This window comes from Phycisphaerales bacterium, assembly GCA_040217175.1.
Classification (GTDB): Bacteria; Planctomycetota; Phycisphaerae; order Phycisphaerales; family UBA1924; genus JAHCJI01.
The window spans coordinates 1,126,056-1,139,716 of sequence record JAVJNT010000001.1 but is presented as its reverse complement, the minus strand read 5'-3'; the positions used below and the strand labels follow the sequence as shown (position 1 = coordinate 1,139,716).

Below are 13,661 nucleotides of genomic sequence, written 5' to 3'. Positions count from 1 at the left end.
CAGCCCGGGCCGGTTCCGGGCCACGAGACAACCCCCGAACTTCGCCCCGCAGGAGGATCGCAGAAGATGCCCGAGTTCAGCAAAGGCCTGGAAGGCGTCGTCGCCGCCGAGACCGAAATGTCCTTCATCGACGGCCAGCAGGGGGTGTTGGAGTACGTCGGCATCGCCATCGGCGATTTGGCCCGCTCGTCGACCTTCGAGGAGACGGTCTACCTCCTCTGGAACAAGAAGCTGCCGACCCAGGGCGAGCTCGACGCCTTCACCAAGGACCTTCGGTCCAACTACGACCCGCCCCAGGGCGTGCTGGACATGGTCAAGGGCATGCCCAAGGACGCCCAGCCCATGCACGTGCTGCGGACGCTGGTGAGCGCGCTTTCGCTGTTCGATGACAACCCGAATGCGAACGACGTGCCTGCCGCCCGCGACAAGGCCCTGAAGATCCTGGCCGCCACGCCGGCCATCGTTGCCGCGTTCGATCGCCACCGCCGGGGCGAGTCGTTCGTGCCGGCGGACAAGTCGTTGGGCTTCAGCGAGAACTTCATGTACATGCTCAATGGCGAAAAGCCCACCGCCGCGATGGCCCGGGCCTTCGACATCTGCATGATCACGCATGCCGACCACGGGCTGAACAACTCGACGTTCACGGCCCGTGTGGTCATCTCGACGCTGAGCGACCTGTACAGCGCGATGACGGCTGCCATCGGCAGCCTCCGCGGCCCGTTGCACGGCGGAGCCAACGAGGGCGTCATGGTCATGCTCAACGAGCTCGAGAGCGTCGACGAGGCAGAGGCCTACGTCATGAACAAGCTCAAGAACAAGGACCGGATCATGGGCTTCGGCCACCGCGTGTACAAGGCCAAGGACCCGCGGGCCAGCGAACTGCAGACCCTGGCCAAGCAGCTTGCCGAGGACACCGGCAACATGGACCTGTACGACAAGAGCCACGCCATCGAGGTGGTGATGGAGCGCGAGGTCGCCAAGAAGGGCATCTACCCAAACGTCGATTTCTACAGCGCCACGACGTACCACTGCATCGGCCTGAAGCTCGACCTGTTCACGCCCATGTTCGCCCTCAGCCGCCTGGCCGGCTGGAGTGGCCACGTCATCGAGCAGCTCGAAGACAACCGCCTCTTCCGGCCGACGACCAACTACGTCGGTCCGCACAAGGTCGAGTACACGGCGATCGAGAAGCGGTAAGACCTGCATTCCGAATCGGATACGAGCCCCTCGCACGAGCGAGGGGTTTTTTCGTGCCGCCATACATAGCATGGGCCATGTTGAAGACCTTGATTGCGTGCGTGAGCCTGGCCGTGCTGGCGTGCTCCGGATTTGCCCAAGACGCCATGGACGCGGAGCCCGCCGCGAAGGCCGCCTTCCAGCGCTACCCCGACGCCCCCAGCGTCACGCGGCACAGCGTCGAGATCAACGGAGAGATGATCTATTACACGGCGACGGCCGACACACTCACGCTCGTCGATGACGAGGGCGAGCCGCGGGCGAAGCTGTTCTACATGGCATATCGGCGCATGCGCAGCCCCGAAGAGGTCAAGGAACGCCGCGCCGATCGCGAAGCGGAGATGAGGGCCCAAGGCTACAAGGGGCAGATCCAATGGGCCGGGAACCCGAGCTACTACGACGCGGTGGACCGCCCGATCACCTTCAGCTTCAACGGCGGCCCCGGCTCGAGCAGCGTTTGGCTGCACCTGGGCATCTTCGGCCCGCGCCGTGTCCAGTACGCTGACGAGGTCGGCAACCCTGGTGCGCCGCCGTACACGGTGATCCCCAACGCCCACGGCCTGCTCGACAAGAGCGACTTCGTGTTCATCGATCCGGTTTCGACCGGCTATTCGCGGGCCGAGGGCGACACGAGCGAGAAGGAGTTCCATGGACTCGAGAGCGACCTCGACGCGGTGGCAGACTTCATCCGCACGTACCTCACCCGAGAGCAGCGGTGGGGCAGCCCCAAGATCATCGCTGGCGAGAGCTACGGAACGACTCGGGCGGCAGGCCTCATGCAGCGGCTGCACAGCCGCCACGGCATCGCGACGACGGGCGTCATCCTCGTCAGTCCGGTGCTCGAGTTCCAGACCATCCGCTTCGGTGACGGAAACGACCTGCCCTTCCCGATGTTCTTGCCAAGCTATTCCGCCACGGCCCATTACCACGAGGCACTGCCCCAGAAGTGGCAGGATCGCCCGGTCGAAGACGTGATCGCCGAGGCGCGCCGTTTCGCGCTCGACGAGTACCTGCCAGCGCTGCTTCGCGGAGCGAGCCTGTCGGAGGCCGAGCGCAACGGCGTCCGCACGACGCTGAGCGAGCTCACGGGCCTCAGCCCGCAGTACCTCGAAGACGCGGACCTGCGCATCAGCCAGGGCCGATTCAGCAAGGAGCTGCTCCGCCACCGCGGCAAGACCGTCGGTCGCCTCGACGCACGGTTCCTGGGCATCGACGGCGACCACGCGGGCGAGCGCTACGAGTACGACGCAAGCTACGAAGCTATCCGCAGCAACTACACCGAGGCACTCAACGCATACGTCCGCGGCGAACTCGGATACGAGAGCGATTTGCCCTACGAGATCCTCACCAGCGTGTGGCCGTGGGACTACGGCAGCGCGGGCCGTGACCGCTACGTCAGCGTGGCCGACCGATTGCGCGACGCCATGCACCGCCAGCCGCATGCGCGCGTGTTCGTCGCGATGGGCCACCACGACCTGGCGACGCCGTTCTTTGCCGCCGAGACCACGCTGAACCGCATGCAGCTCGACCCCGAGTACCGAGACCGGATCGATCTGGCGTACTACCCCGCCGGCCACATGATGTACGTGCACCAGCCCTCGCTGGAGAAGATGAAAGCGGACCTCGACGCCTTCTACGACAGCTTCCCCTGATCGGGGCCCCGGGGCCTCGGGCGCTTGATTTCTGAGGGGAAAGTCTTACGAGCTTGCCCCGCTTATGACGATCGTGCCGCCCATAACTTATTTTTCCGATTTCCCTTGCACTTTTCGTTTCTGACATATCTCCCTCGCAGGTATCCTGCTTATGGAGAAGCAGACCCTCGGCCTGGTGCGTGCGTGCGTTCGGGTCTTGGGAGGAGGAGGGCCAGGCGATAGGGTCGCCGGGCCTCACGAGACGTTCGAGGAGATAAGACATGAACAAGATGGCACTGTGTGGCCTCGCGGTGATCGCCGGTACGGCCGGCGTCGCCACCGCGCAGGTCGCGGCGGTCGACGGGTTTACCGGCGGCTCGTCGTTCCCGATCTTTTACGGCGGCAGCACCGGCGACGTGGTCGGCTTCCGCTTCACCGCCGACGTGGACATGAGCGTCACCGACCTGGGCATCCTGAGCAACGACGGCGACGGCGCCCTCGACTCGCCCCACATGGTCGGCATCTGGCGTAACTCGGACCAGGCCCTCCTGGGCTCGGTCATGGTCATGCCCTCGAGCACGCTGATCGGCGACTTCCGCTACGAGGCCGTGACCCCCTTCAACCTCGTCGCTGGCGAGCGGTACACGGCCGGCGCGCTGTACACCGCCGATGACAACGACAGCTACTTCTCGAGCCCGGCGACGCTGGACCTCAACGGCATCAGCGACACCAACGGCGTGTTCCCCTCCGAGGGCAGCTTGGGCTTCACCTTCCCGACCGAGGACTCGACCAACCTGGCCCGCCTCGGCCCCAACTTCCTCTGGGTGCCCGCGCCTTCGTCGCTGGCGCTCCTCGGCCTGGGTGGCTTCGTCGCCGCTCGTCGCCGCCGCTGATACGACCCGCATCAGCACGCACGCGATTCCACGGGCCCGCACCTCGGTGCGGGCCCGTTTTTCGTTGCTGCTCGAGCACCCCGCACGTGCTCGCCCGATGCGATCGACCATCGCGAGGCGTTCCCCGCCTGCCGATCGTTGAAACCCCGGGCGACCGTGGGACGATTGCCACAGAAAGCGAGGCATCGCCCATGCCCGAGTGGTACATCGTCGTCCTGATCTTCTGCGCCCGCCTGCTGGACGTGCCCATCGGCACGGTTCGCATGATGATGGTGATGGCCGGTCACAAGTACGTGTCGGCCCTCCTGGGCTTCTTCGAGGTGATCATCTGGGTGATCGCGGTGGGCAAGGCCATCGCCTACCTCGACAGCATCGTGGCGCTGGTCGCGTACGGCGCGGGCTTCGCCGTCGGGACGCTGGTGGGCATGAGCATCGAGCAACGCCTGGCGATCGGCTGGCGCGTCATCCGCGTGATCAATCCGAGGCCCGAGTTGCTGCTGGCCGAACGCCTGCGCCGCCACGGCTACCACGCGACGAAGATCGATGGCCACGGCGGTGGCGGCGGCTTCTCGCGTGAGGGCCCGGTCGAGATCGTCTTTCTTGCCATCAAGCGGAAGATCGTGCCCGACGTCATGGACAGGGTCGCGAGGATCGCCCCCGACGCCATCGTGTCGGTCGAGCGGGCCGACAAGGTCAGCGGCTCCATCGGCGTCGCGAGCGTCCGCGGGGCCGACAAGCCCTGGCGCTTCGGGCAGCTTCGTAAGTGATCAGACCGAGCGAGCGGGCGTCACGATGCCCCGGCACTCGCCAAACCCGATCCGCCGGAAGCCCTCGCGCTCGCAGGAGCCCTTGATGATCACCTCGTCGCCGTCGGCCAGGAACTTGCGCTCTTCGCCGGTGGGCAGGGTGATGGGCGTGCGGTCCGTCCCCGGCACCAGCTTTGGCGGGCTGGCGAACGCGTCGCCGTTCCAGGTGAGTTCCAACAAGCAGCCGCGACTGTCCTTTGTCTTGCCTGACACCGTCCCCGATGCAAGCAGGTCGCCGGGCTGCATGTTGCAGCCGTTGCTGCTGTGGTGGGTGAGCATCTGGGCGAGCGTCCAATACATGTCCCTGAAGTTGCCGGTGCTGATCTTGACCGGGTCCATGCTCTTGCTTCGCATCTGTTCGCTGGCGAGGAAGACCTCGAGGGTGATGTCGAAGCCGCCCGCGGCGGTGTTGCCCTCGCTCGTGAGGTACGGCAACGGCGACGGATCGCCGGCGTCGCGCTGGAAGGCCGGCGTGCGGAACGGCGCGAGCGCCTCCATCGTCACGATGTAAGGGCTCACCGTCGTCGCGAAGCTCTTGGCCAGGAACGGGCCCAGCGGCTGGTACTCCCACTTCTGCAGGTCGCGGGCCGACCAGTCGTTGACCAGGCACAGCCCCAGCATGTGCTTCTCGGCATCGGCGATGTCGATGGCGTCACCGAGCTCGTTGCCGCGCCCGACGACCACGCCCATCTCCAGTTCGTAATCGAGCAGCTTGCAGGGCCCGAAGCTCGGCGCGCCGCCGTCTTCCCCGGGCGCTTGCTGGCCGACGGGCCGGCGCACGTCGGTGCCGCTGGCGACGATGCTCGACGCCCGGCCGTGGTAGCCGATGGGGATGTGCTTGTAGTTGGGCAGCAGCGGGTTGTCGGGGCGGAACATGCTGCCGACGCTCGTGGCGTGGTAGAGGGAGGCGTAGAAGTCGGTGTAGTCGCCCAGGTCCATGAGCGGCACGCCCAACGAGACCTCGTCGACGGGCACGACGATCTGGTCGCGATCGGGATGATCTCGGAGCGTCGCGTTGTCTTTCTTCAACAGGTCCTGCACGATCTTGCGGACGCGGCCGGTCAGGCCTTGCTCGGCGAGGTCTTCGACGAACAGCCATTGCCACGCATCGTCGGAACCATCGACGATCTCGAAGTGCGCGAGCATGTCGAGCACGAGCACCATGTCGCCGATCCGCACCGCCGGGTGCACGCTCATCGCCTCTGGCTCGTCCTCCACGGGCGCGGCGATCATGCACAGCGGCAGGTTCTGGATCGGAAAGTCCGTCCCCGGGTCGTTGGCGCGCTCGACCCAGCTCTCCAGGCTCGGGTCGTGGGTCTCGTCGATCGGGTAGTGGGGGTGGGTCGGGTGGTCGGCCATGGATGCTCCGAAGGGGGCGGCAGGGGGCGTGTCGGGTGGGGGGCAGTGTAGAGCCGGGGGCCCGGTGGTCGTGGCGGGGCACGCGGGAGCCTCCACGCCCTCGTCGTCGACTACGTCGGCGTGCCCGGCGGCCATGTTCCCTCACGCTTTGGTCGCCTCGGCGTGCCCTGCGGCCATGTTCCCTCACGCTTTGGTCACCTCGGCGTGCCCTGCGGTCATGTTTCCCTAAGCAAACATGACCGCAGGGCACGCCATCATGACCTCCGGTCAGCTTTTCGTGATGTCTGACGTGCCTTCTCGGACGCCCGATCGGCCCTGAGAGCCGCTTGAGACCGTTTTTCCGTGCAAGGTCCAAACAGGTGGAAGGAAGGCCCGGCGCGGGCGGGCGATCCGGACTTTCCCACCTTCCAACCCTTCAACCTACCGGACCTTCAACATCCTCTCCCTCGCGCCCGGAGGGCTCCGCCCGACCAAGCGAAACTCCGGCTCCGCCCGACCAAGCGAAGCTTCAACAGCCCGCGTCGAAGGCGTTCTGGAACGCGAGGAAGTCGAAGATCGTCAGCTCGCCATCCCCGTCGAAGTCGGCCAGGGGGTCGCCGGCATCGAACGCGTTCTGGAACGCGAGGAAGTCGAAGATCGTCAGTTCGCCGTCGCCGTCGAGGTCCGCGGCGCAGGCGTCGGCGAACTCGTAGGCGCCCATGTCGGGGATGGGGGCGGGGCCCGAGCCGGTGTCGGGCGTGACGGGGTCGTCGGCCTGGCGGGCGGCCCCGTCCAGGTCGAAGGGCAGGGGTTCGAAGAACACGCCGTCCCCGTCCAGGTCGAAGCCATCGCTGGGTATCAGGGCGACCGCCCCGGCATCCACGCCCGGCGAGCCGCTGGCCAGCCGCAGGCCGTCGGTGTACGTTGGTTCGGCGTCGATGTTGCCCTCACCGGGCAGCCCGCCGGTGACGTTGCTGTAGAGCGCGTCGATGGAAGCCCCTTCGATGTCGCCGCGGACGATGGCGTTGCGCAGCGCGAGCGAGCCGCGATCGCCGACCGCGACGTCCCCGCCCTGGCAATCCGAGGTGTTGCCCGTGATCGTGGCATGAGCCAACTCGGCCGCGGCGCCAACGAATAACCCGCCGCCGATGGCAAACGGCTCGTAGATCAAGTCGTCGCAGGCAAGATCGATCGCCACCTCGTTGCCGGTGAGGACGATGTTGGCCGCCGTGAGCGGGCCAGTGGCCAGCACGCCGCCGCCACTGGAGCCCCATTCGCTGGTGGCGGTGTTGCCTTCGATGATCACGTTGACCAGATCGGTTTCGGTGCGGGCGGCGATGCCCCCGCCCCGGGCACTCGCGAAGTCGTCACCCGATCCGTTGGCCTCGTTGCCGCGGACGACGCCGTCGACGATGACCAGCGTGCCGCCTTGCGCTTCGATGGCCCCGCCGCCGACGTTGACCCCGCGGACGCTGTTGCCCTCGAACACGCAGCCGGTCAGCGTGACATCCGCGTCCTGGGCGTGGAGCGCCCCGCCCGAGCCCGAGAGATTGGCACTGACCGAATTGGCTTGGAAGCTGCTGTTCGAGATCTTGAGCGTACCGCCGCTCATGTGGATGGCCCCGCCCCGGGCATCGCCCGTGCCCGAGCAGCCGGGATGGATCGCGCCATTGCCCGTAAACGTGCTGTCCGCGACAAGGAGCGATCCCCCGCCGCGCACGGCGATGGCCCCGCCCAGCCGGTCCTGGCACCCAAACTCGTCGCCCGTCCGATTGCCATCGAATACGCAGCGCTCGACGGTCAGGTCGGCCCCATCGACAACGATGGCCCCACCGACGTCACCCCAGAAGCGATCGAACGTGATGTCTTGAATGGTGACCGCGGCTTCGATGATGAACGCGCGATCGGTCGGGAAAGGGAACGTGCCCTCCGGACCTCGAAGCACGACCGCGCTGGCATCGCCTGAGGCCGACCGAATGGTGATGGGCACGCCAACGGTGATGTTGCGGTCGGCGGGCGTCTCAAAAACGCCGTCCAGCAGCACCACCTCGTCACCAGGGGCGGCCGCCGCGACGGCCGCGGCGATATCGCGGAAGGCTGGACTCGGCACGATCAGCTCATCGGCCAAAGCAACCACGGGCGATGCGAGCATCGCCGGCAATACAAGCTGCGCTCGAGTGCGGTGCTGGAGTCTCATGATGTCGTTTCCCCACAGTCGGCCGGTGGCCCTCGCGGCGTTCGTGCCGATGCACGATGGTAGACGACTGGCTGATGGCGAAGTTCGGGCGTGCGTGGATCGCGGATCTCGTCGATCAGGAGGCGGGGTCTTGCAGCGGAACAGCAGGCTTCCGCGCCGAAGCCACACACAAATGACAGGACACGCAGCACGCGGGGGCGCGACGTGCCTTGATCAAGCCCGTCTCGGACCGCTTCGGGCTATTCGCAGCCCGCGTCGAACTCGGTCTGGAACGCCAGGAAGTCGAACAGCGTGAGATCGCCGTCGCCGTCGAAATCGGCGATGGGGTCCCCCGCGTCGAAGGCCGACTGGAAGGCGAGGAAGTCGAAGATGGTCAGCGAGCCGTCGCCGTCGAGGTCGGGCCGGCACGCGACCTCGCCCGCCTCGAAGAGGAAGGCCGAGCCCGCGCCAGCGACGCCGTCGACGTCGCGGAATCGAGCGCCCGCGAGCACGCGCCCGTCGTGCGATGCGAGGCCGAGGCCCAGGCGGTCGCCCGTCTCGGGCAGGTCGACGTCCAGCCTCTGGGCGAGCGGCCAGAGCGGCTCGCCGCCGGGCCCGAATCCACGCTCGAACACGTACACCGCTCCGCGGTCGAGCAGCCCGTCGAACCCTGCGGTCTGGTCGCCGACGATCAGCCGCACGCCCTCGCCCGCGGTGGCCGCCGACAGGTCGAGCTCGACCCGCGTGCCGAACTGGCCCGAGCCGCCGGAGCTGGGCCGGACCTCGGCCTCCTGCACCCAGCCGTCGCCCTCGGGCCGGTAGACGAAGGCCCGGGCGCGGCCCGTGCCGACGGCGATCCAGCCGTCCTTGACGTCGACGGCCACGCCGTAGTACAGGTCGCGGCCGGGCACGTCGACGGAGAGCTCGGCGGCCTCGACCCACCGCGATCCCTCGCGGCGGAAGACCCAGGCGCGGCCCTCGAACAATCGATCGCTCCGCCGCGTGGCGAAGGGGGCGCCGACCACGGCCAGGTCTCCATCGATGGCGACGGCGCGGCCGAGCTGATCGCCCATCTGCAGGCCCGCCGGTCGGAGCTTCTGGGCCTCGAAGAAGAACGAGCCGCTGCGCTCGAAGACGTAGGCGCCGCCGCTGCTCGTTCCGGCGTCGTCGTCGAACTTCGCACCGGCGACGAAGAACGCGCCGTCGTCGGTGAGGTCGACGTCGGTGCCGAAGTTGTCCAGTTGTTGAAAGTCGCTGGAGTTTACGCGGCCGCGGCTGCGCCACCCGCCGTCACGCCTCTGGTAGAGGTAGACCACCCCCTGGTTGAAGTCGGTGATGTCGGTCTTGGGCGCCCCGACGATGAGCCACTCGCCGCCGATCGAGAGCGATTCGCCGAAGCCGCCCGGCTCGGGCACCGTGAGCGTCTCGAGCGGGACGAGCCGGCCGCCTGCGTCGAACTCGTAGGCGTACACCGTCTCGGTCAGGAACGTCGCGACCGCCGCATCGACGCCAAAGAGCGCAATAGCGGTGCCGAACGCATCGCCGGTTGCGAGCGCCGGCGAAGTGAGTTCTTGTGCCTGCCGGTACTCAACCTGTGCGAGCGCGTGTCCGGCGCTGCAGGCAACGACGGTTGCCGCCGTGCATCGAGTCCAGATCCGCCTCTTCCCGTGATCATTCATGTCGATCCTCCCTCCGTCGGAGTCGTTCCTCGCTACGGCATGCTTGGGCACGGGATCCGTCTCCCACCTGCGAAATAGGGGGAGCCCGGGGCCGCAGCGGCTCTCGCGTGGCCTGAGGGGTCTACACGGCCCGCCGGCCTCGCTATATTGCCAGTTCCCATGGCCGACTCCGCCGCCAGCCCGGGCTTCCTGCCGACGCTCGCCAAGCGACTGCGTCTGAAGCGCGAGTGGTACGTCGTCGCGATGGGGGCGGTCGTGGGCACGCTCACGGGCCTGGGCACGCTCGGGTTCGCCGAGGCCCTGCACTACGCCGAGAAGCAGGTCCGCCACGCCCAGATCGAGCTTCCCATCTGGCTGCTGTTCCTGGGTCCGGTCGTCGGCATGGCGCTCACCGGCGTGCTCGTCCGCTTGTTCGCCAGCGACGCCCGCGGCCACGGCGTGCCGCAGGTCATGCGGGCGCTCATCGAAAAGGGCGGGCACATCCCGGCGAGGGTCGGCCTGACCAAGGTCGCCGCGAGCATCGCGACGGTTGCCAGCGGCGGGTCGGCCGGCACGGAAGGGCCCATCGTGCAGATCGGCGCGACGGCGGGCTCGGTCGTTGGCCAGCGGCTGGGCGTCGGCCGCGAGCAGATGATGACGCTGGTCGGCTGCGGCGCGGCGGCGGGCATCAGCGCGATCTTCAACGCACCGATCGCCGGCGTCTTCTTCGCGCTCGAGATCCTGCTGCGGGACTTCTCGCTCAAGACCTTCACGCCCATCGTCGTCTCGGCGGTCTTTGCCGCCGCCGTCACGCACATGGCCCAGGGGCAGAACGAGGCGATCTTCACCGTCTCGACTTTCGAGAACCTCAACTTCACCGCGCTCGAGTTGCCCAACTACATCGTGCTCGGGCTCATCTGCGGCCTGCTCGCGGTCGGGTTCAACCGGGGCCTGCACGCCTGCGAAGACTTGTACGCCCGGCTCAAGCTGCACTGGTTCGTCGCGCCCATCACGGGCGGCCTGATCCTGGGCGTGTTGGGCGTCGCGTGGATCCTCATGGTCCGCGCCGCCGGCGGCGACCCGGCCAGCGAGGCCACCGACATCCCGAGCTTCTTCGGCAACGGCTACGAGACCATCCGCTGGCTGCTCGAGCCAACCAGCTACGGCGCTGCACCCGAGGTCGTAGACGCGGCATCGCAGGTCGGTGAGCACGCGACGGCCCACGACGCCCACGCCAGCGCCGCATTGCCCATGGCCATCTGGCTGATCGGGCTCCTGGTGGTCTTCAAGGCTCTTGCGACGAGCGTCACGCTCTCGAGCGGTGGGTCGGGCGGCGTGTTCGCGCCGAGCCTGTTCATCGGCGCCGCCGGCGGAGCGGCGCTGGGCATCACGCTCGAGCGCGTCGGTCTCCTGCCGGCCGACAGCAGTCCGGCCGCGTATGCGCTGGTCGGCATGGCCGCCGTCGTCGCGGGCAGCACGCACGGCCCCTTGACGGCGATCCTGATGCTGTTCGAGCTCACGCGAGATCCGTACGTGCTGCTGCCGATCATGCTCGCAGCCGTCGTCTCGACGCTCCTGGCCCAGGCCATCGACCGCGACAACATCTATACGCACCCGCTCCGGCGGGCCGGCCTCCGCATCGGCCGCACGGGCGACCTGGCGATCCTCCGCAAGATCTCGGCCACCAGCGTGCCCGTGGTGCCCCTGCCGGGCGAGCCGGTGTACGCCAGCGATCCGCTCAGCAAGATCATCACGCTGCACGCCCACAGCCGCGTGCCCGACTTCGTCGTCGTCGACAGCCAGGGCGACTACATCGGCATGGTGACCGGCCGCGACATGCGCACCGCGCTCATCGACCGCGAGGCCATCCCGCTCCTGCTGGTGGCCGAATTGATGCGCAGCGACTTGCCAGCCGTGCTTACGACCGACACGCTCGACGTCGTGCTCGAGCGCTTCGAGGACGACGACATCGCGAGCTTGCCCCTCCTGGGTCCGCCCGACCTGACCGGCCACCGCCGCCCGCTTGGTCTCGTGACCCGCGCGGCCGTGCTCGAGCGCTACCGCCGGGCGCTGGAAGAAGAACTCTAGTGACGACGAGCCCGCGTCCGTGAAGAACGCGGGCTCGCACTGGGACGTCTCTCGATCTCCGTCTGCCTCGAGTGCGACTCAGCAGTCCATGCCGTAGTAGAAGCGGCTCTCGACGATCTTGCCGTCCTTCACCTTGTACACGCAGGCTTCCTGCATGTCCATGCGCTGGTTGGCCATCGGGCCGACCTTTGGCGTGCAGTCGATGCGCATGAAGCAGGCGAACTCGTCGCCCAGCGGGTAGGGGCCCTGCACGTCGCCGCCGTGGATCTCGTGATTCTCGAAGAACCAATCGCTGCCCTGCAGCAGTTGGTCCTTGCTCGTCGGGCCGGTGCAGTGGGCCTTCTTCGCGTCGTCGGGCATGTCGTCGTAGCCGGGCATGCTGCTGGGGTCCATGGCCTCCAGCACGTTCACGTTGTCGGCGTACAGCTCCTCGATGGCCTTGCGGTTCTCGCCCTGCTGGCAGAGCTCGACGAGCCGCTTGCCGACCTTCATGCTCTCCTGGGTCTTGCTGGCGTCGATGGTGGTGGCGCTCATGTTCCTTCTCCAAGGTTGCCGGCGTTGCACCGGCGGTGGGGTGGGTACGGGGCCCCCCCGGCCCCGCTGAGGGATGCTACCCGCTCGCCGCCGGAAAGTCGACTGATTTGTTTGGAAAATAGAAGGGTCTCGATGCCACGAAAGAGGGCCGCCCGATCGGACGGCCCTTGGGGTCGAATCGGCGGTGGCTCACTCGCAGCCGGCGTCGAACTCGTTCTGGAAGCAGAGGAAATCGAAGATGGTCAGCGACCCATCTTCGTCGCAGTCGGCGATGAGGTCGCCCGAGTCGAAGGCGTTCTGGAACGCGAGGAAGTCGAAGATCGTCAACTGGCCGTCACCGTCGAAGTCGGGGTAGCACGGCTCGACCTCGCCGAGCAGCAGGATGTACTGGCCGTTTCCATCAAGGACGTTGGAAGTAGCGCCCGAGACCGGATCACTGATGTTCACCCCGGCGCCGTTGGTCCAGAGGATGTTGCCGTCGCCCAGTTCAAAACCTGCGCGAGCACCGGAATCCTCGGTGCCCGCGATCGCGCCGATGACGTCGCCATCCGAGTCGAGGTCCCACACGCCCGACGGCGAGCTAAACGCCCCGACGAGCACCGTGCCGGCGCTGGTCTCGCTCATCTGTTGCAGGAAGTTGAGCGAGCCCGAGGGCAGGAATGCGCCCAGGAATGTGCCCTCGTCGTCCACGCGGTCGATCCGTGAGTCGCCGCTGAAGCTGATGAGGATCTCACCGTTGAAGGGCAGCGCAAACCACGGACCCGTGTCCACCGTGAAGTTGCCGGTGATCGTGGCGGTGGAGGGATCGATCTGCACGAACGCGTTGCCCGGGGCATCGTTGTTCGTGCCCGCGTTGGCGACCCACACCTCGTCGCCGATGACCATGACGCCGCGCACGTTGTCGAGTCCGCCACCGGGGACCTGTCCGCCGATGGTGTCGATGTAGTCGCCGTCCATGGTGAAGCGATCGATCCGATCGCGGAGCTGGTCGCTCACCCAGAGTTCATCGCCCACCATGGCAACGCCCTTGGGCGTTCCGGGGTCGAGCGACGTCAGGTCAATGAACGCCGGGTCGACGAGGCTGCCGTCCGACGGATCGAACGCGGCGACCGTGTCGGCGCCAGAGTCAACGACGAGCAGCAGGGCGTCCTGGGCGAAGCCCGTGGTGGCGATGGCCGAGCCAACGAGCCCGGCAGATATGGTCCGAATAAGCATGTCTCGTTCTCCTTACGTGATTGAGTGCCTCCGGTCGTCGGGGCACTCCAGCGTACCCGAAGCCGGGCCCGCACACAAGAGCAAAC

Annotated in this window: 10 protein-coding genes; 5 read left to right on the top strand and 5 right to left on the bottom strand. The window is 67.3% G+C overall.

Annotated elements, in window-relative coordinates; all coding sequences use genetic code 11:
• Positions 1 to 66 precede the first annotated feature (66 nt).
• The 4 genes from RIA68_04910 (at position 67) to RIA68_04895 (ending at position 4,527) form a co-directional block, all read left to right on the top strand.
• Complete coding sequence (locus RIA68_04910; GenBank protein MEQ8316776.1) at positions 67 to 1,197, top strand: citrate/2-methylcitrate synthase; 1,131 nt, start codon at positions 67 to 69, stop codon at positions 1,195 to 1,197.
• A 77-nt stretch (positions 1,198 to 1,274) separates the two neighbouring features.
• Positions 1,275 to 2,888: a hypothetical protein gene (locus RIA68_04905; protein ID MEQ8316775.1), complete on the top strand. Its 1,614-nt coding sequence runs from the start codon at positions 1,275 to 1,277 to the stop codon at positions 2,886 to 2,888.
• Between the two features lie 260 nt (positions 2,889 to 3,148).
• Positions 3,149 to 3,760, top strand: coding sequence for a PEP-CTERM sorting domain-containing protein (locus RIA68_04900; GenBank protein MEQ8316774.1), 612 nt, complete (start codon positions 3,149 to 3,151; stop codon positions 3,758 to 3,760).
• Between the two features lie 191 nt (positions 3,761 to 3,951).
• Positions 3,952 to 4,527: a DUF5698 domain-containing protein gene (locus RIA68_04895; GenBank protein MEQ8316773.1), complete on the top strand. Its 576-nt coding sequence runs from the start codon at positions 3,952 to 3,954 to the stop codon at positions 4,525 to 4,527.
• Here the strand turns inward: RIA68_04895 and fahA are convergent, their stop codons facing one another.
• The 3 genes from fahA to RIA68_04880 form a co-directional block, all read right to left on the bottom strand.
• Positions 4,528 to 5,925, bottom strand: coding sequence for a fumarylacetoacetase (fahA, locus tag RIA68_04890; GenBank protein ID MEQ8316772.1), 1,398 nt, complete (start codon positions 5,923 to 5,925; stop codon positions 4,528 to 4,530).
• 508 nt (positions 5,926 to 6,433) lie between these two features.
• Complete coding sequence (locus tag RIA68_04885) at positions 6,434 to 8,056, bottom strand: right-handed parallel beta-helix repeat-containing protein (GenBank protein MEQ8316771.1); 1,623 nt, start codon at positions 8,054 to 8,056, stop codon at positions 6,434 to 6,436.
• 284 nt (positions 8,057 to 8,340) lie between these two features.
• Positions 8,341 to 9,759: a GC-type dockerin domain-anchored protein gene (locus tag RIA68_04880; protein MEQ8316770.1), complete on the bottom strand. Its 1,419-nt coding sequence runs from the start codon at positions 9,757 to 9,759 to the stop codon at positions 8,341 to 8,343.
• A 159-nt stretch (positions 9,760 to 9,918) separates the two neighbouring features.
• On the opposite strand from RIA68_04880, the gene RIA68_04875 reads away from it, so the two are divergent.
• Complete coding sequence (locus RIA68_04875; GenBank protein ID MEQ8316769.1) at positions 9,919 to 11,826, top strand: chloride channel protein; 1,908 nt, start codon at positions 9,919 to 9,921, stop codon at positions 11,824 to 11,826.
• A gap of 78 nt (positions 11,827 to 11,904) precedes the next feature.
• Here the strand turns inward: RIA68_04875 and RIA68_04870 are convergent, their stop codons facing one another.
• Positions 11,905 to 12,360 (bottom strand): hypothetical protein, encoded by a 456-nt coding sequence (locus RIA68_04870; protein ID MEQ8316768.1) that lies wholly within the window; start codon positions 12,358 to 12,360, stop codon positions 11,905 to 11,907.
• A gap of 189 nt (positions 12,361 to 12,549) precedes the next feature.
• Entirely contained in the window at positions 12,550 to 13,575 is a 1,026-nt protein-coding gene (locus tag RIA68_04865; protein MEQ8316767.1) for a GC-type dockerin domain-anchored protein, read from the bottom strand.
• Between the last annotated feature and the right edge of the window lie 86 nt (positions 13,576 to 13,661).